General features: G+C 61.1%; 17 protein-coding genes. 1 reads left to right on the plus strand and 16 read right to left on the minus strand.

Going from position 1 to position 25,501, the window contains the following annotated elements; genetic code table 11:
- Window positions 1–397: 397 nt before the first annotated feature.
- From ACTQWD_RS07350 to ACTQWD_RS07405, 12 genes are all read right to left on the minus strand, one after another.
- Window positions 398–1,018, minus strand: a complete 621-nt coding sequence (locus ACTQWD_RS07350) for a histidine phosphatase family protein (protein WP_441547204.1) — start codon at window positions 1,016–1,018, stop codon at window positions 398–400.
- Window positions 1,019–1,057: 39 nt separating this feature from the next.
- The gene (locus ACTQWD_RS07355; RefSeq protein WP_441559636.1) at window positions 1,058–2,212 is read right to left on the minus strand and encodes a cation diffusion facilitator family transporter; all 1,155 of its coding nucleotides are present in this window, start codon (window positions 2,210–2,212) and stop codon (window positions 1,058–1,060) included.
- A 140-nt stretch (window positions 2,213–2,352) separates the two neighbouring features.
- Window positions 2,353–2,661, minus strand: coding sequence for a 30S ribosomal protein S10 (rpsJ, locus tag ACTQWD_RS07360; RefSeq protein WP_427717612.1), 309 nt, complete (start codon window positions 2,659–2,661; stop codon window positions 2,353–2,355).
- A 60-nt stretch (window positions 2,662–2,721) separates the two neighbouring features.
- Complete coding sequence (gene fusA / locus ACTQWD_RS07365) at window positions 2,722–4,821, minus strand: elongation factor G (protein ID WP_154514697.1); 2,100 nt, start codon at window positions 4,819–4,821, stop codon at window positions 2,722–2,724.
- 19 nt (window positions 4,822–4,840) lie between these two features.
- A complete protein-coding gene (gene rpsG / locus ACTQWD_RS07370; RefSeq protein WP_006235013.1) occupies window positions 4,841–5,314 on the minus strand; it encodes a 30S ribosomal protein S7 in 474 nt (157 codons plus the stop codon).
- Between the two features lie 73 nt (window positions 5,315–5,387).
- The gene (rpsL, locus tag ACTQWD_RS07375) at window positions 5,388–5,765 is read right to left on the minus strand and encodes a 30S ribosomal protein S12 (RefSeq protein WP_154514699.1); all 378 of its coding nucleotides are present in this window, start codon (window positions 5,763–5,765) and stop codon (window positions 5,388–5,390) included.
- 438 nt (window positions 5,766–6,203) lie between these two features.
- Window positions 6,204–10,679, minus strand: coding sequence for a DNA-directed RNA polymerase subunit beta' (locus ACTQWD_RS07380; RefSeq protein WP_370450532.1), 4,476 nt, complete (start codon window positions 10,677–10,679; stop codon window positions 6,204–6,206).
- Between the two features lie 6 nt (window positions 10,680–10,685).
- Window positions 10,686–14,114: a DNA-directed RNA polymerase subunit beta gene (rpoB, locus tag ACTQWD_RS07385; RefSeq protein WP_229770619.1), complete on the minus strand. Its 3,429-nt coding sequence runs from the start codon at window positions 14,112–14,114 to the stop codon at window positions 10,686–10,688.
- 559 nt (window positions 14,115–14,673) lie between these two features.
- Complete coding sequence (locus ACTQWD_RS07390; RefSeq protein ID WP_368136490.1) at window positions 14,674–15,582, minus strand: UTP--glucose-1-phosphate uridylyltransferase; 909 nt, start codon at window positions 15,580–15,582, stop codon at window positions 14,674–14,676.
- A gap of 313 nt (window positions 15,583–15,895) precedes the next feature.
- Window positions 15,896–16,273, minus strand: a complete 378-nt coding sequence (rplL, locus tag ACTQWD_RS07395; protein ID WP_154514707.1) for a 50S ribosomal protein L7/L12 — start codon at window positions 16,271–16,273, stop codon at window positions 15,896–15,898.
- Between the two features lie 103 nt (window positions 16,274–16,376).
- Window positions 16,377–16,898 (minus strand): 50S ribosomal protein L10, encoded by a 522-nt coding sequence (rplJ, locus tag ACTQWD_RS07400; protein ID WP_117646079.1) that lies wholly within the window; start codon window positions 16,896–16,898, stop codon window positions 16,377–16,379.
- A 507-nt stretch (window positions 16,899–17,405) separates the two neighbouring features.
- Window positions 17,406–18,542, minus strand: a complete 1,137-nt coding sequence (locus ACTQWD_RS07405; RefSeq protein WP_441559637.1) for a pyridoxal phosphate-dependent aminotransferase — start codon at window positions 18,540–18,542, stop codon at window positions 17,406–17,408.
- A gap of 93 nt (window positions 18,543–18,635) precedes the next feature.
- Between ACTQWD_RS07405 and ACTQWD_RS07410 the strand changes: the two genes are divergently transcribed.
- A complete protein-coding gene (locus ACTQWD_RS07410) occupies window positions 18,636–19,295 on the plus strand; it encodes a hypothetical protein (protein ID WP_441559638.1) in 660 nt (219 codons plus the stop codon).
- 1 nt (window position 19,296) lies between these two features.
- On the opposite strand, the gene ACTQWD_RS07415 is transcribed toward ACTQWD_RS07410, so the two are convergent.
- The 4 genes from ACTQWD_RS07415 to feoB form a co-directional block, all read right to left on the minus strand.
- The gene (locus ACTQWD_RS07415; RefSeq protein ID WP_441559639.1) at window positions 19,297–19,860 is read right to left on the minus strand and encodes a uracil-DNA glycosylase family protein; all 564 of its coding nucleotides are present in this window, start codon (window positions 19,858–19,860) and stop codon (window positions 19,297–19,299) included.
- 3 nt (window positions 19,861–19,863) lie between these two features.
- Window positions 19,864–21,240, minus strand: a complete 1,377-nt coding sequence (locus ACTQWD_RS07420; protein WP_441559640.1) for an alpha-amylase family glycosyl hydrolase — start codon at window positions 21,238–21,240, stop codon at window positions 19,864–19,866.
- A 153-nt stretch (window positions 21,241–21,393) separates the two neighbouring features.
- Entirely contained in the window at window positions 21,394–22,590 is a 1,197-nt protein-coding gene (locus ACTQWD_RS07425) for an MFS transporter (protein WP_441545444.1), read from the minus strand.
- Window positions 22,591–22,713: 123 nt separating this feature from the next.
- Complete coding sequence (gene feoB / locus ACTQWD_RS07430) at window positions 22,714–25,125, minus strand: ferrous iron transport protein B (protein ID WP_441559641.1); 2,412 nt, start codon at window positions 25,123–25,125, stop codon at window positions 22,714–22,716.
- Window positions 25,126–25,501: the final 376 nt, after the last annotated feature.

The following is a 25,501-nucleotide window of genomic DNA, read 5'->3' on the forward strand; positions in this document are numbered from 1 at the left end:
AGAGGACCACTACTTACACGACGTGCTCCCCAGCCTTGTATTGCGTCCGGACTACCTGACAACCCTATTAAGCAGGCATTTTGTCCAGCCAGAATACTCCCCTGGTTTCACACAGCTGTTTAGTATACACGGCTGCGGGCGTATCCATCGAGATTCATATTTCACTCACATTGTTTACGCAGGTAAAGCGCGTGGCACGTTCCCAGTGTGCGGCGGAGGGGGCGGGCCTGAGACATATTAAGTTTGCTGCTCTACAGTCCTGCGCAAGACGGAAAGCACATTTAGTGCTTTCCTTTGCGTGCGGAACTCGCGACAACCTTAATATGTCTCAGGCCCGCCCCCTCCGCCGCACACTGGGAACGCCACGTTGATGTCTGCTAAACCTTGCTCGCTCAGGCTAATGACTTTGTTGGGGATCCACAATTTGCTGCAAGGTGAACTTGCATTGGGGCGTATCGTCCTCTTCTCGCGCATCGTCGAAATCGAAGATCATAATGGCGCAGTTGGGGAGTTTTGCTGGGAGCTCGAAGCCCTCTGGAGCTGCAGCCTTGATGAATTGGCGGCTGGCGCTGCCGTGGCTTACTGCTAGAAGGGTTTCGATGCCCTCGGCGCCCATGAGATTGGTGAGGGTGTCTACCATGCGTTCTTGCAGCGCGCGGCTTCCTTCTCCTCCGAAGGGGACCAAATCCTCGCCCGGATCCCAAACGTCGGTAGGCAATGCGTCGTGCGGGCCTTCCTCAAAGGTCCCATAGCCGCGCTCGATGATGCCTTCGCAGGGCTCGACAGCCGCATCCGGACCGAGGATCTCGCATGCGACGAGACTTGCCGTGTCCATAGCTCGGCCTAAAGGCGATGAGACCACTTTGTCGGGGACGACGCCGTGGGCTTTGAGCCATTCGGCTGCCGCTTGGGCCTGTTGACGGCCCAAATCGGTAAGCGGTGAATCACAGCGACCCTGGACGAGCTTTTTGACGTTGAATTCCGTCTGGCCGTGGCGGAGCAGATACAGCCTCTTCATATTCTCCCCTTCTGTATAACGTGCTTTGCCGGCGCAGACCTACTCGTGGGTATGCCCTACGTAGTCATCGTCGATCGTAATCTTGGCAATCGACTTGGGAAATTCCGATTCGACCCTCTGGGCCAACGCGTGCTTGAGCTCATCGGACCCCATGCCCAAATCCGAGGGACGCACGCAGTCAAAGATCACGTTGGTGTGCGTAGGACCCGGCACACAGCGCAGGTCATGAATCGAAAGGCGGCTATCGATCTGTTGGGCCATGGCGTGAATGCGCAAGCGCATGCTCGCCACCTTGGGGTCATCGGTCACGATGGGATCGTAGTGAAGCGTGACAATCATGTCGTCTTCGTCCCTAAATGCCTGTTCAATGTTGTCGAGCGTGTCGTGACTTTCCAGCGGGCTGGCCTCGGCCGCCATCTCGGCGTGAGCGCTTGCGAACTTCCTGCCCGGGCCGTAGTCGTGAACCATTAGGTCATGAACGCCCAAAACGCCAGGGTAGCTCATGATCTTGCCGCGAATATATTCGACCAGCTTGGGATCGGGCGCCTGACCCAAAAGCGGGCTCACCGTATCCTGGATGAGCTCAAAACCGCTCCAGCCAATATAGGCGCCAACGGCAAGGCCGACCCAAGCATCAAGATTGATATGCGTCACCTGCGAAACAATTGCGCACGCTAACACGGCGCCTGTAGCAAGGACATCGTTCTTGGAATCCTGCGCGGTCGCATGCAGCGTCTCAGACTCAATACGGTCACCGAGCTTTTGGTTGAGGGCCGCCATCCACAGTTTAACAACCATCGAAAGCGCCAAGACTGCCACCAGGGCAAGCGAGAACTCGACGGGTTCGGGGTGGACGATACGCTCAAACGAGGACTTCACCAGTTCGAGACCGATGAGCAGCACGAGCGCCGCCACGACCAGACCCGAGAGATACTCGTAGCGGCCATGGCCGTAAGGATGCTCGGGGTCTGCCGGCTTGCCAGCCAGCTTAAAGCCAAGCACGCTCACGATGTTTGAGCTGGCATCGGACAGGTTGTTCATGGCGTCCGCCACAATCGAAACCGATCCCGACAGCACGCCAATTGCACCCTTCGCAGCGCATAGCGCCACATTGGCGAGAATACACACCACGCCCGCCAACGTGCCCACGCGCGCACGGTCGCCCTGCGCACGACGAACGATCCACTCGACCATCTATATCTGCCCCCAACAGTTTTACTCATACACCCGTTTGTCGAATAGCTCAGTAGTGTAGACCCTTTACCCCATCGATACAAAATAGGCCGCAACCCTTAGGGCTGCGGCCTAACAAATCGCACTATCGAGCAAAAAGCTTAGAGCTTGATGTCGATGTCGACGCCAGCGGGGAGGTCGAGACGCATGAGCGAATCAACGGTGCCCGAGGTGGGGTCGAGGATGTCGATGAGGCGCTTGTGGGTGCGCATCTCGAACTGCTCACGGGAGTCCTTGTCCTTGTGCGGCGAGCGGATGACCGTGTAGAGGTTGCGCTCGGTGGGCAGGGGGACAGGACCGGAAACGCGAGCGCCGGTCTTCTGAGCGGTCTCGACAATGAGCTTCGCGGACTGATCGACGACCTCGTGATCATAGCCCTTGAGGCGAATGCGGATCTTCTGGGTAGCCAACTTAAACCTCCAAAGAGTGCGAGAAATGTTCTCGCGGATTACGTAACAGGGAGCTCGAACTTAGGCGTTCTTGCTCATGACCTCGTCCACGATGGACTTGGGCGCAGGCTCATAAGAGTCGAACTGCATCGTGTAGGATGCACGGCCCTGGGTCTGGGAGCGAAGGTCGGTAGCGTAACCGAACATCTCGCCCAGCGGCACCTTGGCACGGATGAGCTTGGTGTTCTTGCGATCCTCCATGCCCTCGATCTTGCCGCGGCGACCGGAGAGGTTGCCCATAACGTCGCCCATGTACTGCTCGGGGGTCTCGACCTCGACAGCCATGATCGGCTCGAGCAGCTGCGGATCGGACTTCTTGAGGGCGTCCTTGATAGCCATGGAACCGGCGATCTTGAAGGCGGCCTCGGAGGAGTCGACCTCGTGGTAAGAACCGTCGAACAGGGTGACCTTAACGTCGAGGACCGGGAAGCCGGCGATAACACCGGTGTTCAGGGCCTCCTGGATGCCCTTGTCGATGGACGGGATGTACTCCTTGGGCACGACGCCGCCGACGATAGCGTTGACGAACTCGTAGCCGAAGCCCTCCTCCATCTTCTCGAGCTTGATGACGGCGTGGCCGTACTGACCGCGACCGCCGGACTGACGGACGAACTTGCCCTCAGCCCTCTCGACGTCGTGACCAGCGGTCTCGCGGTAGGCAACCTGGGGCTTACCGACGTTAGCGTCAACCTTGAACTCACGGAGCAGGCGGTCAACGATGATCTCGAGGTGCAGCTCGCCCATGCCGGCGATGATGGTCTGGCCGGTCTCGTGGTTGGTGGACACCGTGAAGGTCGGGTCCTCCTCGGCGAGCTTGGTCAGAGCCAGGGACATCTTGTCCTGCTCGGCCTTGGTCTTGGGCTCGATGGCAACGTCGATAACGGGCTTAGCGAACTCGATCTTCTCGAGGACGATCTCCTTGCCCTCGGCGCACAGGGTGTCACCGGTGGTGGAGTTCTTGAAGCCGACGCAGGCGACGATGTCACCGGCGCAAGCGTCGTCACGGTCGATACGCTCGGCGGCGTTCATCTCGAGGATGCGGCCGAGGCGCTCGCGCTGACCGTTGGAGGCGTTGACCACGTAGGAGCCGGACTCGGCGCGACCGGAATAAACGCGGACGTAGGTGAGCTTACCGACGAACGGGTCGGTCATGATCTTGAAGACCAGGCCGGAGAAGGGCTCGTCGAAGGAGGGATGACGCACGATCTCCTCGCCGGTTTCCGGATCGGTACCGGTGACGGCCTCAACGTCGAGGGGGCTGGGCAGGTAGTCGACGACAGCGTCGAGCAGCTCCTGAACGCCCTTGTTCTTGTAGGCGGAGCCCACAAAGACGAGGTTGAGCTCGTTGGCCAGAACGCCCTTGCGCAGAGCAGCCTTGAGCTCCTCGACGGTGAAGTCCTCCTCCATGAGGATCTTCTCCATGAGCTCGTCGTCAAAGCTGGCAGCGGCGTCGAGGAGCTCCTCGCGCTTGGTGGCAGCGATGTCGGCGAACTCAGCCGGGATCTCATCCATCGGCTCGGGGTAGGTCATGCCCTTCTCGTCGGCCTTGAAGTCCCATGCAGTCATGGTGACCAGGTCGATGACGCCCCAGAAGTTGTCCTCGGCGCCCATCGGGACCTGAGCGGCCACGGCGTTGGCGTCGAGACGATCCTTCATGGTCTCGATAGCGTTGAAGAAGTCAGCGCCCACGCGGTCATACTTGTTGATGAAGGCGATGCGGGGAACGTTGAAGGTAGAAGCCTGACGCCAAACGGTCTCAGACTGGGGCTGGACGCCGGCAACGGCGTCGAAGACGGCGACAGCGCCATCGAGGACGCGCAGGCAGCGCTCGACCTCGGCGGTGAAGTCAACGTGGCCCGGGGTGTCGATGATCTGGATGCGGTAGTCCTTACCGTCCTTGTTCCAGAAGCACGTGGTAGCAGCGGAGGTAATGGTTACGCCGCGCTCCTGCTCCTGAACCATCCAGTCCATGGTGGCAGCGCCCTCATGGACCTCACCGATCTTGTGGGTCTTACCGGTGTAGTAAAGAATACGCTCGGTCGTGGTGGTCTTACCGGCATCGATGTGGGCCATGATGCCGATGTTACGGGTATCGGAAAGCTTGTGCTTAGCCTTAGCCATATTAGTTCCTTACCTTAACTTACCAACGATAGTGAGAGAACGCGCGGTTGGCCTCGGCCATCTTGAAGACGTCCTCACGCTTCTTGACGGAAGCGCCCAGGCCGTTGGAAGCGTCCAGAATCTCGTTTGCGAGACGCTCAGCCATGGTCTTCTCCTTGCGAGCGCGGGAGAAGTTGACGATCCAGCGGATGCCCAGAGCGGTGGAACGACGGGAGTTGACCTCCATCGGGACCTGATAGGTAGCGCCACCGACACGCTTGGGCTTAACCTCGAGCGTGGGCTTGACGTTGTCCATAGCCTTCTTGAAGGTAGCGAGAGCGTCGCCACCCTCGGACTTCTCGGCAACGATCTCGAAAGCGGTGTAAACGATGCGCTCAGCGGTGGCCTTCTTGCCGTCAAGAAGGACCTTGTTGATGAGCTGAGTCACCAGGCGGTTGTTGTAAACGGCGTCAGGCTGAACCTCACGACGATTAGCTGCTGCACGACGCGGCATGTGAAATCTCCTTAAGTGTCTACCGTGCGGCGCTTAGGCGGCACACGGCGAAAGTATCAAAACGTTATCTGGCTTATTTGGCCTTGGGGCGCTTAGCACCGTACTTGGAACGGGCCTGCATACGGTTCTGGACCGGAGCAGCATCGTAGGCGCCACGGATGACGTGATAACGGACACCAGGGAGGTCACGAACACGACCGCCGCGGACGAGCACGATGGAGTGCTCCTGCAGGTTGTGGCCCTCACCCGGAATGTAAGCAGTAACTTCGATGCCGTTGACGAGGCGAACACGGGCAACCTTACGAAGCGCCGAGTTCGGCTTCTTGGGGCTCGTGGTGAAGACGCGGGTGCACACGCCGCGCTTCTGGGAGTTGTGCTGCAGAGCAGCGTTCTTGGACTTCTTGGGCGCGGAACGACGGCCCTGGCGAACCAGCTGGTTAATAGTAGGCAAAGCGTACTCCTTCTCGAATGATTCCAGCTTTCTGTAAAGTGCAACGGCTTGAATCGAGGGGTCAGCATCCCCCTACGAAACACGCAGTTCGATAGGATACGTGCCGTTAGCTGTGTCGTCAACAGACCACGCCGCCGGGCGTATCCTAAAATGGCCACATTTCCGCAAAGCCTACACAAAAGGAATCCCCTCCTGTGCGCGAGGGCGGATTTCCGGGACGGGCGGCCCAGGGGTTAAGTTTGCTGCTCTACAGTCCTGGCTCGCACGGAGGCCACATTAAGTGGCCTCCGGCTCGTGCGGAACTCGCGACAAACTTAACCCCTGGGCCGCCCGTCCCGGAAATCCTACGTGCTCGTCAGGGCAACGTTCCTCGACAAAAAAGACCCGCTTCCCTGTTGGGAAGCGGGTCTTTGGAAGGGCGGTTAACGTACTGGGAAATTACTCCCCGTCGTTATCCTTGGCCTCTTCGGCGTCGTCGGTGTCCACGAGCTGGTTGAGCAGCTCGTCGAGGGAAGCCATGTCCTCGTTGATGGCACCGTTGGCGGAAGCCTTCTTGTCGTCGATCGGGGCGCCCAGGAGCTCCTCGTCGGCATCGGCGTGATGCGTCGGAGCGGAGGTGCCCAGCAGGATGTCGTCCGGACCGTCGGGGCTAAAGACCATCTGCAGCAGCTGCGAGAGGTCTTCCTCGTCGGCAACGTCGTCGTTGTTCTCGAGGATGTAGAGCAGGTCGTGGGCCTCGAGGCCGTCACGGAGCTCCTCGATCGCCTTGGCACCGATGCCATCGATGCGCAGCAGATCCTCCTCGGACTTGCCAACCAGGTCGCCGACCGTCTCGATGCCGACCTCGCTGAACTTGTTGGTCCAGCGCTGCGACACGCCCAGGTCGTCGAACAGGTACAGGCGAGCCTTCTCGGCGGAGATGGTGTGGCCGTTGCGGGTGAACGAACCGTCAGCACCGCCAAACTCGTCGTAGCCGGCCCAGTCGAGCTGCTGTGGGAGCCGCTCGTCCAGGTCCTTGAGCTCCACGGGAGCCCACTCGGGCAGTGACTTGGCGTTGGGCGAAGCCGGACCATCGATGTCCACGTAGCCGTCGGCCGTGCGATACGTCAGCTTGGCGTTAGCGTACGGCTTGAGGCCGGTACCAGCCGGGATCTTCTTACCGACGATGACGTTGGACTTAAGGTCGAGCAGGTGGTCGACCTTGCCCTCAATAGCAGCCTCGGTAAGGACGCCGGCGGTACGGATGAACGAAGCGCTCGACAGCCAGGAGTCGATGTTGGACGCAACCTTGAGCGTACCCAAGATGACGGGCTCAGCCACGGGAGCCTGACCGCCCAGACGGGCAACGCGCTCGACCTCGTCGGCGAACTCGTAGCGGTCGACGTACTGACCAAGCAGGTACTTGGAGTCGCCGGGGTTGGTGATCTGAACGCGACGCAGCATCTGACGTGCGAGCACCTCGATGTGCTTGTCGTTCAGGTCGACGCCCTGGCTGGTGTAGACGTCCTTGACGCTCTCGACGAAGGTGTGCATCGTCGACTCGATGTCGGTCAGCTTGCGCAGGTTGCGGAAGTTGACGAAGCCCTTGGTGATCTGGTCGCCGGCGCGGACCTCGCAGCCGTCCTCGATCTCGGGCATAAAGCGCACCGAAGCGGGGACGCGACGCTCGTCGAGGACACGGGTGTGATCCTCGGAGTCGGTGAGCGTCAGCACGTACTCGGACTTCTCGGGCTTAATCGAGAGGTGGCCGGAGTACGGAGCAAGCTCGGCCTCGCGACCCAGGATCTTCTCGTTGACGTTGCCGACGATATCGAACATACGGCTGACCGTAGGCAGACCCTGCGTAATATCGTCGACGCCAGCGACGCCGCCGGAGTGAATGGTACGCATCGTAAGCTGCGTACCGGGCTCGCCGATGGACTGGGCGGCAATAATGCCGACTGCGGTACCGATGGCGACCGGACGACGGGTGGAAAGATCCCAGCCGTAGCACTTCTGGCACACGCCGTACTTGGAGCGGCAGGTGAGCAGCGCGCGAAGCTTGACCTTCTTAAGGCCCGCATCGACCATCTTCTGGATGTCGGCGACCTTCTCGATATAGCCGTCCTGCTCAAAGAGCACGGTGCCATCGGGAGCCACGACGTCCTCAATAAAGCAACGGCCGACAAGATCGGTGTTGAGGTCGGTGGTGCCGGGGATGATGAGGTTGTAGGTGACGCCCTCGTGCGTACCGCAGTCCTCCTCGCGGACGATGACGTCCTGGGCCACGTCGACCAGACGACGGGTCAGGTAGCCAGAGTCCGAGGTGTGGGATGCGGTATCGACCAGGCCCTTACGGGCGCCGTAGGTCGAAATGAAGTACTCGAGCGGCAGCAGGCCCTCGCGGAAGTTCGCCTTAATGGGAAGGTCGATCGTCTCGCCGGACATATCTGCCATCAGGCCACGCATGCCGCCGAGCTGACGCAGCTGGGTCTTAGAACCACGGGCGCCGGAGTCGGCCATCATGTACAGCGGGTTCTCCTCGTCGAACATGTCGAGCATGAGCGCTGCGACCTTGTCGGTACAAGCGGTCCACTCGTTAACGACTTCGATGTGGCGCTCCGTCTCGTTGATGAAGCCCTCCTCGAAGTACTCGTTGATCTGGTCGACGTTGGCCTGGGCGCGGTCGAGCAGCTCCTGCTTCTCGGCAGGGATGAGAGCGTCCCACACCGAGATGGTGAGGCCGGCGCGGGTAGCGTAGTGGAAGCCGGAGTACTTGATAGAGTCGAGGATCGGGCCGACCTTGGCCTCGGGGTAACGATCGCAGCAGTCGGCAACCAGCTTGGCCACATCGCCCTTGACCATCTTGTAGTTCATGAACTCGTAGTCTTCGGGCAGGCACTGGCGGTTGAAGATGATGCGGCCGATAGAAGTCTCGAAGCGTGCGGTCTTGTTACCGGTGACATCGTAGTCGACGAACTCGTTCTTGCCGTTCTTGACGCGGAAGATACGGGTACCGTCCTCGTTGATGACGTTGGCGTTCTCGGCGGACACGCGGACCTGAATCTTGGCCTGCATGTCGACTTCGGAGCGGCAGTCATAGGCGTGCAGCGCGTCGTCGAAGCTCGAGAACACGTGGTTCTCGCCCGGCAGACCGTCGCGGACCTGGGTCAGGTAGTACACACCAATGATCATGTCCTGCGAGGGGATGTTGACCGGCTTGCCGGATGCCGGCGAGCGCAGGTTGTTCGCAGAGAGCATGAGCACGCGGGCCTCGGCCTGAGCCTGGCTGGACAGCGGCACGTGGACAGACATCTGGTCGCCGTCGAAGTCGGCGTTGAAGGGCGCGCAGACCAGCGGGTGCAGGTGGATAGCCTTACCCTCGACCAGCACCGGCTCAAAGGCCTGGATGGACAGACGGTGCAGGGTCGGTGCACGGTTGAGCAGCACGACACGACCGTCGATGACCTCTTCGAGGATGTCCCACACAAAGGTGGCGCCGCGGTCGATAGCGCGCTTGGCGCCCTTGATGTTCTCGACCTTGCCAAGCTCGACCAGGCGCTTCATGACGAAGGGTTTGAAGAGCTCCAGCGCCATGGTCTTGGGCAGACCGCACTGGTGCAGCAGCAGCTTGGGGTCGGTAACGATTACCGAACGGCCGGAGTAGTCGACACGCTTGCCCAGCAAGTTCTGGCGGAAACGACCCTGCTTGCCCTTGAGGGCCTCGGCGAGCGACTTGAGCGGGCGACCACCACGGCCAGAGACCGGGCGCCCACGGCGGCCGTTGTCGAACAGGGCGTCCACGGACTCCTGGAGCATGCGCTTCTCGTTGTTCACGATGATCGCAGGGGCGTCCAGGTCGAGCAGGCGCTTGAGTCGGTTGTTACGGTTGATCACGCGACGATACAGGTCGTTGAGGTCGGACGCGGCGAAGCGGCCGCCGTCGAGCTGGACCATCGGGCGCAGATCGGGCGGAATGACCGGGATGACATCCAGAATCATGTTCGCGGGGCTGTTGCCGCCCTTCAGGAAGGCGTCAACGACCTCGAGGCGCTTGACGGCCTTCTCGCGCTTCTGCTTCTGGGAGTCCTCGTCGGCGATGATGGCCTTGAGCTTCTCGGCCTCGGAGGGGAGGTCGATGGCAGCGAGCAGGTCGCGGACGGCCTCGGCACCCATGCCACCCTTGAAGTACATGGAGTAGTAACGGGTCATCTCGCGGAACAGCGGCTCATCGGAGATGAGGTCGCGCTCGGTGAGCTTCATGAAGGCGTTGAAGGCGTCCGTGCGGAGCTGCTTCTCGTCCTTGCACTCTTCCTCGATGTCGACGATGCCGGAGGCGATCTCCTCGGGGGTCAGCGGCTCCTCGTCGGAGAACTCGTCAAAGTTCTCGGGGTTGCCCTGCTCCTTGAGGGACTCGATCTGGCGGGCGCACTCGGCATCGATCTCTTCCAGATCGGCGGCGAGCTCCTCACGCAGATCGTCAGCGTCGGCCTCGCGAGCCTCGTAGTCGACCTCGGTGATGATGTAGCTGGCAAAGTACAGAACCTTCTCGAGGTCCTTGGACTTGATGTCGAGCATACGGCTCATCGGGAAGCTCGTGGGGCTCTTGAAGTACCAGATGTGGGACACGGGAGCGGCGAGCTCGATATGGCCCATGCGGTCGCGACGCACCTTGGCCGAGGTGACCTCGACGCCGCAGCGCTCGCAGACGATGCCCTTAAAGCGGATGCCCTTGTACTTGCCGCAGGAGCACTCCCAGTCCTTGGCGGGACCGAAGATCTTCTCGCAGAACAGGCCGTCCTTCTCGGGCTTGAGGGTACGGTAATTGATGGTCTCCGGCTTCTTGACCTCACCGTGCGACCAGGAACGGATCTGGTCGGCGGAGGCAAGGGAGATCTTTACCGAGTCAAATTCAGTAGCTTCGAAATCTGCCACAGTCAACTACTCCTTATCAGTGGTCGTGGCGGCGACAGCCTCGGGTGCCTCGGCGGTCTCGGCATCCTGGGCCTCGACGTCGGCGTCAACGCCGGCGAGCGCAGCCAGGTCATCGAGGGCAGAGGTCTCCTCGGCGGTCACGGGGGCGGAGGCGTCCTCGTCGGCATCGCGCATGGGCTCGATGTCCAGTGCGAGGGAACGGATCTCCTTGACGAGAACCTTGAAGGACTCGGGGATACCCGGAACCGGGACGTTCTCGCCCTTGACGATGGACTCGTAGGTCTTGACGCGGCCCACGGTATCGTCGGACTTGACGGTCAGGATCTCCTGCAGGACGTTGGAAGCACCGTATGCGTACAGTGCCCAAACTTCCATCTCGCCGAAGCGCTGGCCGCCGAACTGGGCCTTGCCGCCCAGCGGCTGCTGGGTAACCAAGCTGTAAGGGCCAGTCGAACGGGCGTGGATCTTGTCGTCGACCATGTGACCGAGCTTGAGGATGTAGGACGTACCCACGGTAATGGGCTCGCGGAACTCCTCGCCGGTACGGCCGTCAAACAGGCGGGTCTTTCCGCGCTCGTCAAGCTGGGTGACAAACTCGGGGCGCATGTGATCGCCAAAGGCAGCGGTGGCCTTGTTGAGCATATTCTTGTTGGCACGACGGATGACCTCGGCGATCTCGTCCTCCTTGGCGCCGTCGAAGACGGGCGTCGCGGTAAAGAACGGACCGGGGACGTACTTGTCGGAATCGGCATCCTCGGTATCCCAACCGCAGGCAGCAGCCCAGCCAAGATGGCACTCGAGCAGCTGGCCGACGTTCATACGCGAAGGAACGCCCAGCGGGTTGAGGATAACGTCGATCGGGGTACCGTCAGCCATGTAGGGCATGTCCTCGACCGGCAGAACGTTACAGATAACACCCTTGTTACCGTGGCGGCCGGCAATCTTATCGCCCTGCTGGATCTTACGACGCTGGGCGACGTAGACGCGCACCTGCTCGTTGACGCCGGGGGCCAGGTCGTCGCCGTTCTCGCGGCTAAAGCGGACGACGTCGATGACGCGGCCGTAAGCGCCGTGAGGCATCTTAAGGGAAGTGTCGCGAACGTCATGAGCCTTGGCACCGAAGATGGCGCGCAGCAGGCGCTCCTCGGCAGTCAGAGCGCTCTCGCCCTTAGGGGTAACCTTGCCGACCAGGATGTCGCCAGGGCCGACCTCAGCGCCGATGCGGATGATGCCGTCCTCGTCGAGGTTGGCAAGCATGTCCTCGGAGAGGTTCGGGATCTCGCGAGTGATCTCCTCGGGGCCGAGCTTGGTATCGCGGGCGTCGATCTCGTGACGGGTGATGTTGATGGTCGTCAGCAGGTCCTCGGCCACCAGGCGCTCGGACACGACGATACCGTCCTCGTAGTTGAAGCCTTCCCACGGCATGTAGGCCACGGTGAGGTTCTGGCCCAGTGCGAGCTCGCCGTGATCGGTCGAAGGACCGTCGGCCAGAGGCTCACCCTGCTCAACGGTGTCGCCGACGCGCACGAGCGGGCGGTGGTTGATGCAGGTGGACTGGTTGGAGCGCTGGTACTTGGCCAGGTGATACTCGTCCATGCCGCCGGCATGCTTGACGATAATCTTGGAGGCGTCGGCAAAGATGACCTCGCCGGCGTTCTTGGCCAGGGTGACCTCACCAGAGTCCAGGGCGGCGCGGCGCTCCATGCCGGTACCGACATAGGGAGCGGCGGGGTGAACCAGCGGCACGGCCTGACGCTGCATGTTGGCGCCCATGAGCGTACGCTTAGCGTCGTCGTGCTCGAGGAACGGGATCAGCGTGGCTGCGACGGAGAGCATCTGGCGCGGCGAGACGTCCATGTAGTCGACGTCCTCGACGGGCACGTCGGCGGGAGCGCCGAAGGAGCCGTCGAAGTCGCGGGTACGGGCGATCACGGAATGCGGACGGACGATCTTGCCCTCGGCATCGGTCGTGATGAACTCGTTGGTCTTGGGATCGAGCGGCGTGTTGGCCGGCGCGATAACGTGCTTCTCTTCCTCGTCAGCGGTCATCCAGTCGATCTGGTCGGTGGCAACGCCGTTCTCGACGCGGCGGAACGGGGCCTCGATGAAGCCATACTCGTTGACGCGGGCGTAGAGGGCAAGCGAGCCGATCAGGCCGATGTTGGGGCCTTCGGGGGTCTCGATCGGGCACATGCGGCTGTAGTGCGAGTTGTGAACGTCGCGGACGGCCGTCGGCACGTTGGTGCGGCGGCTGGAGCCCGACTTGTGGCCGGCAAGACCGCCAGGGCCGAGTGCGGACAGACGGCGCTTGTGGGTCAGACCGGTCAGGGGGTTCGCCTGGTCCATGAACTGCGAGAGCTGCGAGGAACCGAAGAACTCCTTGATGGAGGCCACGATCGGGCGGATGTTGATGAGCGACTGCGGGGTAATCTCGTCGATGTCCTGGGAGCTCATGCGCTCACGGACGACGCGCTCCATACGGCTCATGCCGATACGGAACTGGTTGGCGACGAGCTCGCCGACGGTGCGGATACGGCGGTTGCCAAAGTGGTCGATGTCGTCAACCTTGAAGCCCTGCTCGCCGGCAGCGAGGGACAGCAGGTAGCGTAGCGTAGCGACGATATCCTCGTCGGTGAGCACCGTGACCTCTTCCTCGGTGGTGAGGTTGAGCTTCTTGTTGACCTTGTAGCGACCGACGCGGGCCAGGTCGTAGCGCTGCGGGTTGAAGAGCAGGCCCTCGAGCAGACTGCGGGAAGCATCCACGGTGGGAGGCTCGCCCGGGCGCAGGCGACGGTAGATCTCGATAAGAGCATCCTCGCGGGTAAGGGCGGTATCGCGCTCGAGGGTGCGCTTGATCACATCGGAGTTGCCGAGCAGCTCGATGATGTCGTCGTTGGTGACGGCGATACCAAGGGCGCGCAGGAACATCGTGGCGCTCTGCTTGCGCTTACGGTCGATGGAGACCATGAGCTGGTCGCGCTTGTCGACCTCAAACTCAAGCCAGGCACCGCGGGACGGGATGATCTGAGCCTTGTAGATCTGCTTGCCCGAATCCATCTCGGAGCTGAAGTACACGCCCGGGGAACGGACGAGCTGCGAGACGACGATACGCTCGGTACCGTTGATGATGAAGGTGCCCTGATCGGTCATCATGGGGAAGTCGCCCATAAAGACGAGCTGCTCCTTGATCTCGCCGGTCTCCTTGTTGGTGAGACGGACGTCGGTCAAAAGCGGAGCCTGATAGGTCATATCCTTCTCGCGGCACTCCTCGACGGTGTGCGCGGGGTCGCCAAACTGATGCTCGCCGAAGGTAACCTCGAGAACATGGTTCTGGCTCTGGATGGGGCTGGATTCCTTAAACGCCTCACGAAGGCCCTCGTCCTTAAAACGCTCAAAGGATTCCCTTTGAACAGAGATAAGGTTGGGGAGCTCCATGGCCTCCGGGATTTTCCCGAAGCTGACGCGCTTGCGCTCAGTGGCAGTGTATGCGTAGGTCACCAGGTTTTTCCTCCTTCACGGAAATGCTCGGTGGGTTGGCGAGGCATAGCTTCGCCAGTTATCGCAACCTAATAGTTTATCAGGTACCGACCGTTGGGCAAGAAAAGCCTTGACGCGATTGAGTTTTTGGAGTAGCAAAGTTTTTCGACAGAAAATGCGCAGGTAGATTGGTATGCATCGAACACCTGTTCATATATTTTCTGTGAACAGAGTTGCTGATGCGCGTCGCTGAATGGCGGAATGGCGGCGAAGGCTGATCGGGCGGAAACTGCGTCCCGTTTTGAGGCCTCAAACTGGGTCGTAGTTTCCGATTGAGCCCTGTTTGGGAAACTGTATCCCGTCCTGAGCCGATATTCTGGGATGCGCTTTCCGCTAGGGTCCTCAGCCGGAAAGCGCATCCCAGAATTCGATCAAATTGTGGGTCGCACTTTCCGGAGCTAAACGGCAGTTCGCAAAAAAACGGGTGCAGACCGAAGTCCGCACCCGTAAGCGCTGTTTACTTGCGCATCAAGCCGCCGCGCTCGTCGATGGCATCCCAGAAGGCATCGGCAAAGCGAGGATCGCTTGCGGCCATAAGGGCGTTGGTGGCCATCCAGCCAGAAGGCGTGCCGGTGTCGTAGCCCGACAGAGGGTCGATGACGACGGCGTACATGGCCTCGCGGTCGAGCGAACGGGCCATGGCGTCGGTCAGCTGGATCTCGCCGCCCTTGCCGGCCTGCTGGTCGGCAAGCAGCTCCATGACCAGCGGGCTCAGCAGATAGCGTCCGACGATGTAAAGGTTAGAAGGCGCAGCCTCGGGAGCAGGCTTCTCCACCAAGCCGCCGATACGCCACACGGCGCCCGGCTCGGCATCGCCAACGCCCTCAGCGCCCTCGAGGGAGCCCACGCGCTCGCCGGCGATAACGCCATAGCGGCTGACCTCCTCGGGAGCACACGCGGCAACAGCGATAACCGAAGCGCCGCCATGCTCCTTGGAGACGGCAAGCATCTTGTCGCAAATGTCATGGTTGGGCACAACATAGTCGCCCAGAAGAACCAGGAAGTTCTCCCCCGCCACAGCATCGGCCGCCGAGCGAATGGCATGGCCGAGACCCTTGGGCTCGTACTGATAGCGGAAGTCGACCGGCATACCGCCAGCGTGGGCGACGGCATCGGCATAGGCGTTCTTGCCGCGCTCGCGCAGCAGGTTCTCGAGCGAACGGTCGGGCTGGAAGTAGCTCAGCAGCTCGGGCTTACCGGGAGAGGTAACGATGATGGCGTCGTCGACCTCCTCGGGGTCGAGTGCCTCCTCAACGACATACTGAATGACCGGCTTGTCGAGCACCGGCAGCATCTCTTTGGGCGTGCACTTAGTGCCAGGCAGAAAACGCGTGCCAAGGCCGGCGGCGGGGATGATTGCCTTCATGTTATTCAAGGATCCTTTCGCAGGCGCAGAATGCGCCCTATGCGTGCGGCACGGCAGCCGCAGACCAAATTGCGATACCGAAGTATCTTACCGCCGGAGACATACGTCGCCGTAAGGCAAACGCAATTCTTCAGCAGGTCAACGCAAATTATTGCTCGAATGGTGCAATTTTATGCCCCAGCGGTAACGGGATTGGCACGGCGAAGACAGCGGTGTTCTGCGTGCCGAGCAATGGGAATGAGGGGCCAAAACAAAAAAGACGGGGCTCGCAATGCGAACCCCGTCTGCAAAGAAATCTGGCGAGAAAGCCTGATTACTTGAGGGTGACAGCAGCGCCAGCAGCCTCGAGCTTCTCCTTGGCAGCCTCGGCGTCCTCCTTCTTGGCACCCTCGAGAACAGCCTTGGGAGCGCTCTCGACGACCTCCTTGGCCTCCTTCAGGCCAAGGTTGGTGAGCTCACGGACGGCCTTGATGACCTGGATCTTGTTGTCGCCGAAGCCCTCGAGCACGACGTCAAACTCGGTCTTCTCCTCGGCCTCAGCGGCGCCAGCAGCGGGAGCGGCGACAACAGCGGCAGGAGCAGCGGCGGAAACGCCGAAGGTGTCCTCGATAGCCTTAACGAGCTCGGAAGCCTCGAGAAGGGTCATTTCCTTAAGAGCATCGATGATCTCATCGGTGGTAAGCTTAGCCATTTCTAAGTCCTTTCGGTTTCCGTGTCTGTGCACGGAGATCAGTTAAAACACGGCGCGAATGCGCCAGGGGGTGCGGCGTTGCCGCCGCGGGTGAAAACAGCGACTAGGCTGCCTTCTGCTCGGAGACCTGCTGAATCGAACGAGCGAGACCAGAGGAAACGCCGTTGACGCAGACAGCGATGTCGCGAGCGAAACCGGAGATGAGACCGGCAATCTGGCCGAGAAGCTGGTCCTTGGTGGGCAGCTCGGCGATAGCCTTAACATCATCAGCGGAAACGGCCTTGCCGTCGGAGATACCGCCCTTGATCTCAAGGACGCCCTTGGACTTAGCGGAGAAGTCCTTAAGGGTCTTAGCGGCCTCGACCGGCTCGGTCTCGTAGAACACATAAGCGACGGGGCCGGCGAGGATCTCGTCGAGCTCGGGCTGCTCCTGGTTCTTGAGAGCGATCTTGACCAGGTTGTTCTTGTAGACCTTCATCTCGGCGCCGCACTCGCGAAGCTGATGACGCAGCTCCTGAGCCTGCTTAACCGTCAGACCGTTGTAGTTGACGACGAACAGACCGGCATTCTCGGCGATACGGGACTCGATCTCTGCAACCTTGTCGATTTTGTACTGCTGGGGCATGAATTACACCTCCTCGAATTCTTTCCGGGCACGGTCCGCCACAAGGACGTGACGGGGGCATGTCCAAAAAGAAAGCCCCCGCGCTGCATGAGCGACGGGGGCGAGAAGACATATCTACTCGACCACCTCGGCTGGCGGGATATCCCATTGAGCTCGCGGGCAATGCCCGTTTGCACCGGCTGTCTCTGGCAGCGGATTCGTGCGTGAACCGAAAGTATTATGGCGGGGACCCCGACGTCGGTCAACGGAAAACCGGGCTGCACACAATTCCACCATCCGGCACGCTCCGCCGAAGGCCAGGCGCAAGGTTTCCGCTCGGTCAGGTCCTGGGCTCGCTCGGAAAGCACATTTAGTGCTCTTCGGCTCGTGCGGAATCTACGAAAAGCTTGCGCCTGGCCTTTGGCGGCGCGACCTGTGTTGACTTTGGGGCAGCCAGGGTTGCCGTTGGCCGACGCGCCCCACTCACAATCCTTATGTCGGTGGGCTGATGTGTTGCATCCCTGAGGACTACAAAGTCGAAATGAAGGTGGACAGGCGGCGGAGGCCTTCGTCCAGATCTTGGTCGGAGACGCAGTAGCTTAAGCGGATGTGGCCTTCGGTGCCGAAGCAGTCTCCGGGGACTAGGGCTACGTTGGCTTCTTTGATGGCTTTGATGCAGAAGTCTTCGCTTGTTAGGCCGAATTGTTTGATGCTGGGGAAAGCGTAGAAGGCGCCGGCTGGTTCCACTACGTCGAGGCCCATGGTGTCTAAGGCTGCGAGCACGCGTTCGCGGCGGGCTCGGTAGACTTTGAGCATGGGGGTTGGATCGACGGTCAGGGCTCGGGCCGCGGCGTCCATCTCAAAGGAGACGGCGCTCGATACTAGGTATTGGTGAGCTTTTGCGATCTCGGCGATGACGGGGGCTGCAGCTGCGAGCCAGCCCAAGCGCCAGCCGGTCATAGCCCATGGCTTGGAGAAGCTCTCGATGACCACCGTCTGCTCGCGTAGCTCCGGGTGGCGCTGGGCAAAGCGCTCATAGCCATCCACATAGACCAGGCGGTTATATACGTCGTCGCAGATTACGTAGATGCCCGCTTGCTCTGCCACGTGTGCCACGGCGTCGAGCGATGCCGCGTCGAGGATACAGCCCGTAGGATTGTTGGGCGTGCAGATGACGATGGCCTTAGTCGCCGGCGTCACGCAGGCGCGAAGCGCGTCCTCGTCAATCTGAAATTGCGCGGGCTCCGTATCCAAAAAGACCGCTTTGGCGTGGTTGGCCACGACGATGCTCTCGTACAGGCCAAAGGCCGGCGTGGGGATAATAACCTCGTCGCCGGGGTTGAGCATGGCCATAAATGTTGCCGACAGGGCCTCGGTCGCGCCGTCGGTCAGGATGACCTCGTCGGCCGAAAACGTAAGGCCCGCGTCTCCCATGTAGGTAGACAGCGCCTCGCGCAGGGCGGGACGGCCGTTGTTGGGCGGATAGTGCGTGTCACCACGGCCCAGCGCAGCGGTCACCTCGGCGCTAATCACATCGGGCGTGGGAAAATCGGGCTCGCCAAGCGCGAGCGCAATGCACCCCGGGTGCTGGGCGGCGAGCGCGTTGATCCGGCGAATGCCGGAGGGCTTAAGCGTGGCAAGCGAGGTGTTCATGGGCAGTCGCATGGCATTCCTTTCGTAAGGGTTGCACTAGGATAGCGCGCCCGCGCGCCACCAGACGGTGTAACCTAAACGGAAACCAACCGGAAAGGAGGCGGCATGGAGACGACCGCGCGCGGCGATGTACCAAAAACGCTGCAAACCATTGCATATATCAGTATTCCCGAGAGCGCCGATCTTGAGTTTTTGCTTTGGGACCTGCAGGATGCCATCGCCGCCTATGCTCAGCTTTCCGGCACCGCGCTCCCCCGTTCGGTCGATTTGGAGGCGGATGATGCCGGTGTAGTCGATGGCATGGTGTTCGCTGTTGATGACGCATTTGATGATGAGGCGATAATCGCTGTCGAGCAGATACTCGATCGTCTTGGAATCGCGGAAATACGCGTCTACGCCGTCGTTCTTGCTGGGTCCGAGGACGCCGAACGGGCACACGAAACCGCCATGCGGCTGCGCCGGGCCTGTCGTCTACGTGACCTGCCATGGTGCGGTGGCGTTGTCATCTGCGCCGGCAGCGGTATTGCGGCGCTTCGCCACTCCCCGCGTATGGGTCTCTTACGCCGGCCATTTTCCGAAGCGATGGATAAGCTTGTAGGCGCCGTGCGCATGGGCTGCTCCATAGAGCATGCGCAGCTGCTTGGTGGCGGCGATGCCGATAGTGTCGATGTCGACGGCATGGTGCGCGTCAAGCCCGCCGTGCCCGCACCAATCTGGCATGCCATCATCAAACGCCTCGGCGCCCATGCTCAATCAAGGATCTAGATTACCGTGCGGTCCAGTCAACTGCCTCGCGCCAGCGCTCGACAAGCCGCTCCAGGCGCCAGGCCGCGTTAGCGGGACTAGTTGACGGCAATACGACAGCGGACAGACCCGTCCGCTCCTGTAGATAGCGCTTATAGAGGCGCCCCGCCGTACCTCCGTTGCATACCACCCGCTCGATGGGCGCAGCTCCAGTGATGCGTTCGATATATGCCGGCACAACGTTTTTGATGCTCGCGTCGCTCGACCCCTTAATGTCGCAGCTCTCGACCACATCCCACAGGGCCACACCACCGTTCAACAGCATGGATCGCTTGGCGGCAATAGAGGCGTCGAGCGTCGCGGGCTCGCCGCCCACCAAAGGGTCGCCCTCGTTGGGTGGTACAGGCACACCAAGGCACGCGGCCATCACACGCCAAAAGCGATTCTGAGGGTTGCCGTAATAAAAGGCATTGGCGCGCGAAAGCACCGAGGGAAACGACCCGAGCACCAAAACGCGCGAGTGCTGGTCAAACACGGGTTCAAACCCATGCTCAATATGTTGATAGCCCTCGTCTGACACCGCCATGACCTAGGCCCTCAACAGATAGCGCACCTCGTAGGGCGCAAGTTCAAGCGCACCCGTCAGCTCGACCGTGGGTGCATCGTCGGCAAGTAGGTCGACGAAGGAGCCGTTGAGTTCGCCGGCTCCAAAGGTATAAGGCTCGTTCACGGCATTGACCGCCACGAGCACCGTCGCGTCGTCGCAGGCGCGCTCGAACAGCAGCTGCTTGTTCTGGATCACCACGTTGCGATAGGCACCGTAGCTGAGAGCGCGTGCCGCCGCGTCGTCGGCCGAGCGCAGGTGCGCAAGCTGTGTGATGAAGGCCGTCAGCTCGTTGGGCACAGGCTCATCGAGCGCAGGGCGCAGCGCCCAGTCGCCATCGGGGCCGCCCTTTTCGCCAGCAATTCCCCACTCGCTGCCATAGTAGATGCACGGGATGCCCGGCATGCCAAAGAGCATGCCGTAGGCGGGACGCAGGCACGACTTGTCGGTAAGGATGCTCGCCAGGCGCGGCACATCGTGGTTGTCGACAAACGACAGCAGGTGCTTGCCGCGGTAGATGCACCACGGGTCGCCGCCAAACTGACGGTGCAGCGAGTGGGCGATCTCGAACATGTTGATCGAGTTAAAGCTGGAGTACAGTCCCTTGTAACACTCGTAGTTGGTGCAGGAGTCGAGCATCTCGTCGTTGACGATCTGGTTGTAGTCGCCGTGGAGCGTCTCGCCGATCAGCACAAAATCGGGTTTGAGCTCACGGGCAAAGGCGTGCAGGCGGCGCATAAAGTCGCGGTCGAGCATATAGGCGACGTCCAGGCGCAGACCGTCGACGCCATAGACATCGGCCCAACGGCGCACGGACTCGAGCAGGTAATCGACCACGGCGGGGTTTTGCAGGTTAAGCTTCACGAGCTCAAAATGGCCTTCCCAGCCCTCGTACCAAAAGCCGTCGCCGTAGCACGAGTCGCCGTCAAAGCTGATGTGGAACCAGTCCTTGTAGGGCGAGTCCCACTTGCGCTCCTGCACATCGCGGAAGGCCCAAAAGCCGCGACCGACGTGGTTGAAGACGGCGTCGAGCACCACGCGGATGCCGTGGGCATGCAGCGTCTCGCACACGGCGGCAAAGTCGGCGTCCCCACCCAGGCGACGGTCGATGTGGCGCAGGCTGCGCGTGTCGTAGCCATGGCTATCGGACTCGAGCGGTGGGTTGATGAGCACAGCGCCAATACCGAGTTCCTGCAGGTAGTCGGCCCATTGGGCGATTTTCATGATGGGGGCATCGGGGTTGGGCGCGTCGTTGGCAGCCTGGGCAAGCTCATCCTCGGCAACGGGCGCGGCGTTTTCGCGCGGAGCTCCACAAAAGCCCAGCGGATAGATTTGATAGAACGTCGTCTCGTATGCCCACATAGCAGCCTCCCGGTAAGCTCAACACAACGACATCCATTGTATGCCCGGCTTGCATCCTCTTCCCCAAAATAAGTTGCGGTGAAATAGTTCCTGCTTGGGCCTTCAGGGGCCTTAAACAGGAACTATTCCACCGCAACTGATGAGGAAACGTGATTAGGCGACGGGCTTTGCGCGGCGTATGGCCGGGAACATCACCGTGATGGCGAGGATGACGCCCACGACGGCAATCGCCCCGCCCACAAAGCCGATCCAGGCGATACCGGGGCCCGAAACCACGGCGCCGCCGATCGCGGTGCCCGTGCCGATACCCAGATTAAACAGGCCCGAGAAGATCGACATGGCGACAGCCGACGAATCCGCGGGCGTGTACTTGATAAGCTCGGCCTGGAATGCCACGTTAAAGGCCGTGGCGCAGCAGCCCCACAGCACGCAGACGGCAAGCACTGCTGCGAGCGACGATGCGGCCGAACCTATGAGCAGCAGGGCCGCTGGCACGCCGGAGAGCGTGATAGCCAAAAACGGGAAGCGATGCCCGTCGAACAGGCGGCCAAACAGCCAGCTGCCCACCAGACCGGAGCAGCCAAACGCCGTCAGCGTCATGGTAATGGCGCCCGCGTCGACGTGCGCGACCTGCGCCAGGAAGGGCTCGATATAGCTGTAGCCTGCGTAATAGCCGGTCGCCATAAAAACCGTGACCGCGTAGAGCGCGATGAGGAACGGGTTCTTGAGCAGCTCGGGCAGCTGTTTAACGGCAAAGCGCTCGCCCGCCGGCATGGCCGGGAACACCGCTGCCTGGTACACCACCGCGGCGGCAGAAAAGGCCCCGACCACAGCGAATGTCATGCGCCAGCCCACGGCCAGGCCGATGGCGCGGCCGATCGGCAGGCCAAAGATCTGCGCGATGGACGAGCCCGTGGCGATCATGCTGATGGCGAGCGCCCCGTGACGGGTGTCGACCAGGCGCGAGGCCATAATCGAGGCGACCGACCAGAACACGGCATGTGCGCAAGCGACCACCAGGCGTGCACAGACCAAAATAGGATAGGTGGGCGCCACGGCGGACAGGAACTGACCCAGAGAGAACACGGCGAGCACGCCGAGCAGCATACGCTTGAACTCAAAGCGCGAGGCAAACACCATAAGCGGCAGCGACAGCAGCATGACGCCCCAGGCGTAGACCGAAATCATGATGCCTGCCTGGGCCTCGGTGAGCGAGAACGATACGGCAATATCAGTCAGAAGGCCGATGGGCATGAACTCCGATGTGTTGAACACGAACGCGCAGCAGGCGAGCCCGATAAGCGGGAGCCACTGCTTGAGCGAGATGCCATCTTGTCTTGCCTGAGTCATGTAGGAAACCTCTCCGATTGTCTTGGGCGGTGGGCGATTATATAGCAACGGCCCCGCATCCGTCAGTACAGATGCGGGGCCGCAATCAACTCAATACACAGAGGTTGCGCCGTCAATAAATAGCTAAGCCAACCCCAGCAATATGCCCGCCGAATGCACGACAAACGCCACAATCCAGGCGACCATCACCTGAAACGCAAACACGGCAACGGCATAGCGCGCGCCCAACTCGCTCTTGACGGCACCGATTGCCGCCACGCAGGGCGGGTACAGCAGCGTAAAGACCAAGAACACGTAGGCGGTAAACGGCGAAAACATGGTCGACAGCGCCGCGGGTGACGTTGCATCCAAAAGCACGGTGAGGGTCGAGATGACGCTCTCCTTGGCGATAAGTCCGGTGACGAGCGCCGTGGATGCACGCCAGTCGCCAAAGCCAAGCGGCGCCAACGCCGGCGCGAAGATGCTACCCAGACCGGCAAGTAGACTCTGCGACTGATCGGCGACCACATTAAAGCGGATGTCAAACGTCTGGAGGAACCAGATGACCACGGTGGCGGCAAAGATGATGGTAAAGGCCTTGGTAATAAAGTCCTTGGCCTTATCCCACGCCAGCATCACCGTCGTCTTGATGCTCGGCAGGCGGTAATTGGGTAGCTCCATGATAAACGGCACCGGGTCGCCCTTAAATGCCGTGCGGTTGAGCACCAAAGCCGCGATGCAACCGACCGCAATGCCAATCAGATAGAGCGAGACCATGGCTGGGACCGTCGCCTGCGGGAAGAATGCTCCGCACAGCAAGCCGTAAACCGGCAACTTGGCCGAGCAGCTCATGAACGGCGTGAGCATGACCGTCATCTTGCGATCATGCTCGGATGGAAGTGTACGGGTCGACATGATAGCCGGCACGGTGCAGCCAAAACCGACGAGCATGGGCACAAAGCTGCGGCCCGACAGGCCAAAGCGACGCAGCACCTTATCCATGACAAAGGCCACGCGCGCCATGTAGCCGGAGTCTTCCAGAATGGAGAGGAACAAGAAGAGCACGACGATAATCGGCAGGAAGGTCAGCACGCTGCCCACGCCCGTAAGCACGCCGTCGACAGCCAGCGAGCGCACCACGTCGTTGGTTCCGAACGCCTTGAGACCCGCATTGGCCGAGGCGATGATGACAGCGATGCCGTCCTCCATAAGTCCCTGCAACGCCGCGCCGATCACGCCAAACGTCAGCCAAAAGACGAGGCCCATGATCACCAGAAACGCCGGGATGGCCGTGTAGCGACCCGTCAGGATGCGGTCGATCTTAACGGAGCGCACGTGCTCGCGGCTCTCGTGCGGCTTCACCACGCAGCGCCCGCACACGTCGCCGATAAAGCTAAAGCGCATATCGGCCAGCGCGGACAGGCGGTCGGTGCCAGCCTCGCCCTCCATCTGGGTAATGATGTGCTCGATAGCGTCAAGTTCGTTGCGATCCAGGTGAAGTGCCTCGGTCACCAGCTCGTCGCCCTCAACCAGCTTGGTCGCCGCAAAACGCACCGGAATGCGGGCCGTCACGGCATGGTCCTCGATCAGGTTGGCAATGCCGTGGATGCAGCGATGCAGCGCACCGCCGTCCGGGCCATCGGGCGCGCAGAAGTCCAGGCGACCCGGGCGCTCGCGGAACCGCGCCACATGCAGAGCGTGATCCACCAGCTCGCCGATACCCTCGTTGCGGGCAGCGCTAATGGGGACAACAGGCACGCCTAACAGGCTCTCGAGCAGGTTGACGTCCACGGCGCCGCCGTTGGCCGTCACCTCGTCCATCATGTTGAGCGCGATGACCATGGGGCAGTCGAGTTCCATAAGCTGCAGCGTCAGGTAGAGGTTGCGCTCGATATTGGTGGCATCGATGATGTCGATGATGGCGTCGGGATGCTCGTCAAGGATGAATTGACGGCTGACAATCTCCTCGCCCGTGTACGGCGACAACGAATAAATACCGGGCAGGTCGGTAACGCTCGCCTCGGGGTGGTTACGGACAGTACCGTCCTTGCGGTCGACCGTCACACCGGGAAAGTTACCAACATGTTGGTTGGAACCCGTCAGCTGGTTGAACAGCGTGGTCTTGCCGCAATTTTGGTTGCCGGCGAGGGCAAAGTGCAGCGGCGCGCCCTCGGGCACGGCCGTTTTTGCCGCGCGGGGCGAATACGTCCCCTCACCGAGCGCCGGGTGCTCCGTCGTGCCGATTGCGGCGTTAACGCGCGGGCTCGTATCGGTGTCGTGAATACCCACGAGCTCAATGCGGGCAGCATCGTCTTTGCGCAGCGTCAACTCGTAGCCACGCAGGCGAATCTCGAGCGGGTCGCCCATGGGGGCGTACTTCATCATGGTGACTTCGGTGCCCGGCGTTAAGCCCATGTCCAAAATATGCTGTCGGAGTGCCTGGTCGTCCGATGCCACCGATGCGACAACGGCGTCCTTTCCAATCTCGAGTGTATCGAGCTTCACGTCCGTGTTCCTCCCCCGACGCCCACAGGGCGTTGCATTTATGTTCACCATTGCTAACCGTTTGCCATGGCTAACCAATTTTAACCATGCATGATAGCGCGAACATACAGCGACGTTCAATCAACAGATTGTTGCAATGGGGACAGATCGCTTTGCCCAATAGATGCGATGCGGAACAACCAGGCGCGGGAGGGGATTCCGGGACACGGTTTCCCAGACGGCACCCTTTCGGAAACCGCACCCCACTATTCAGGCGAATTCCGGGATGCAGTTTCCCGATGGGGGCTCCTGGGGAAACTGCATCCCACTCCGAAACGGGACTGCGGACGATTTCTTGGACCGTTACGCGGCCCTTCCCAGCGCGGCGCGGAACTCGGCCGGCGTGCGGCCGCCGAGCGCATCGCTGCGCCTCTCCGTATTGTATCGG

Origin of the sequence: Collinsella sp. LCP19S3_B6 (genome assembly GCF_052121815.1) — a bacterium.
In the GTDB taxonomy this organism is placed as follows: domain Bacteria; phylum Actinomycetota; class Coriobacteriia; order Coriobacteriales; family Coriobacteriaceae; genus Collinsella.

Bases quoted from the DNA above. Each gene is read 5' to 3' on its own strand.
- ACTQWD_RS07350 (WP_441547204.1), bottom strand. From the start codon at position 1,018: ATGAAGAGGCTGTATCTGCTCCGCCACGGCCAGACGGAATTCAACGTC.
- ACTQWD_RS07355 (WP_441559636.1), bottom strand. From the start codon at position 2,212: ATGGTCGAGTGGATCGTTCGTCGTGCGCAGGGCGACCGTGCGCGCGTG.
- fusA (WP_154514697.1), bottom strand. From the start codon at position 4,821: ATGGCTAAGGCTAAGCACAAGCTTTCCGATACCCGTAACATCGGCATC.
- rpsG (WP_006235013.1), bottom strand. From the start codon at position 5,314: ATGCCGCGTCGTGCAGCAGCTAATCGTCGTGAGGTTCAGCCTGACGCC.
- rpoB (WP_229770619.1), bottom strand. From the start codon at position 14,114: ATGGAGCTCCCCAACCTTATCTCTGTTCAAAGGGAATCCTTTGAGCGT.
- ACTQWD_RS07390 (WP_368136490.1), bottom strand. From the start codon at position 15,582: ATGAAGGCAATCATCCCCGCCGCCGGCCTTGGCACGCGTTTTCTGCCT.
- rplL (WP_154514707.1), bottom strand. From the start codon at position 16,273: ATGGCTAAGCTTACCACCGATGAGATCATCGATGCTCTTAAGGAAATG.
- rplJ (WP_117646079.1), bottom strand. From the start codon at position 16,898: ATGCCCCAGCAGTACAAAATCGACAAGGTTGCAGAGATCGAGTCCCGT.
- ACTQWD_RS07405 (WP_441559637.1), bottom strand. From the start codon at position 18,542: ATGCGACTGCCCATGAACACCTCGCTTGCCACGCTTAAGCCCTCCGGC.
- ACTQWD_RS07410 (WP_441559638.1), top strand. From the start codon at position 18,636: ATGGAGACGACCGCGCGCGGCGATGTACCAAAAACGCTGCAAACCATT.
- ACTQWD_RS07415 (WP_441559639.1), bottom strand. From the start codon at position 19,860: ATGGCGGTGTCAGACGAGGGCTATCAACATATTGAGCATGGGTTTGAA.
- ACTQWD_RS07420 (WP_441559640.1), bottom strand. From the start codon at position 21,240: ATGTGGGCATACGAGACGACGTTCTATCAAATCTATCCGCTGGGCTTT.
- ACTQWD_RS07425 (WP_441545444.1), bottom strand. From the start codon at position 22,590: ATGACTCAGGCAAGACAAGATGGCATCTCGCTCAAGCAGTGGCTCCCG.
- feoB (WP_441559641.1), bottom strand. From the start codon at position 25,125: ATGGTGAACATAAATGCAACGCCCTGTGGGCGTCGGGGGAGGAACACG.